The sequence below is a fragment of the Burkholderia sp. Ac-20344 genome (assembly GCF_017104975.1).
In the GTDB taxonomy this organism is placed as follows: Bacteria; Pseudomonadota; Gammaproteobacteria; order Burkholderiales; family Burkholderiaceae; genus Burkholderia.
The window spans coordinates 1-1,000 of record NZ_JAAGPP010000380.1 but is presented as its reverse complement, the minus strand read 5'-3'; the positions used below and the strand labels follow the sequence as shown (position 1 = coordinate 1,000).

Annotated in this window: 2 protein-coding genes; both read left to right on the top strand. The window is 55.0% G+C overall.

The window, feature by feature from the left end:
- Nucleotides 1-273 (top strand): IS30 family transposase (locus G3N64_RS39230; RefSeq protein WP_205788912.1); only part of this gene is annotated, 273 nt, incomplete at its 5' end.
- Nucleotides 274-291: 18 nt separating this feature from the next.
- The gene (locus G3N64_RS39225; protein ID WP_205788911.1) at nucleotides 292-555 is read left to right on the top strand and encodes a suppressor of fused domain protein; all 264 of its coding nucleotides are present in this window, start codon (nucleotides 292-294) and stop codon (nucleotides 553-555) included.
- Nucleotides 556-1,000: the final 445 nt, after the last annotated feature.

Genomic DNA, 1,000 nt, shown 5'->3' with positions numbered 1-1,000 from the left:
TGTCATGTCGAGCTGGCTGAACGACTGAATCTGGACATCTGGTTCGCAGATCCCTACGCCCCTTGGCAACGGGGCAGCAACGAAAATACCAACGGCCTGCTGCGCCAGTTTCTGCCCAAGGGGGCCGACCTGTCAGGCGTCACCCAGATGCAATTGAACGACATTGCCAAACTGATGAATGGCCGCCCTCGCCAAACCCTCAACTGGAAAACCCCTGAAGAGGCTATGGCGATGGAATTGGCTGCCGCCGGATTGGCTAAACGTTGCACTTGATTCTTGAGACCACCATCCATGCAGCTTGGCCTCGGCGAAGTTGTTGTGATGCCCGATCAAGCCACCGAAGGCGCAGACATGCCGTACGCCGTGATCTTGCTCAGAACTGCTACTTCGCTTGACTGCGAGGGAGTACCGGACTGCTACGAGATCGATGGGAAGCAAACGCAGTTCTATCTCGCGGTGCCGCTAACAAAGGACGAGTGGGAGCTTCGCCGACAGCGTGGGCACGATGCGCTTATGGATCAGTTCCAAGATGAGGAGAAGGAACTCTTGTTCTGATGGGTTGTGCCGTACTCGGATGCCTCGGCGAGCGGTTGTAACTGCCCGCCAAAAATTGTCCCGCCTGTGGAGCCTGTGTCGACTTGAATAGGATCCGGGTTTTCGTCCTACCCCCGCCGCGTTTTTAAGCAGCGGGGTATCAGGAATGGCCACTATTGGTCATGATTGGCAAGGTTCGGCGGTTGCAAGAGCGAGCGTCAATCGCGTCGATACGGTGCTGTTGTCCGACGGTCACAATCCTGCCACCGGATACAACAGTGCGGCCTCCCGGGCCTGATGCAACAGCGCACCGTCCACATCGGCTGAATCGCACACATAATTTAACATAATATGTATGATCGCATTTCGACCTTGTAGTAGCTAGATTGAAATGTCCGCTTTGGGGGTGCGAACAAAATCTTGGACTACCTTGGAGGTAGTTCATGTATTCATACGAAGACCGCGT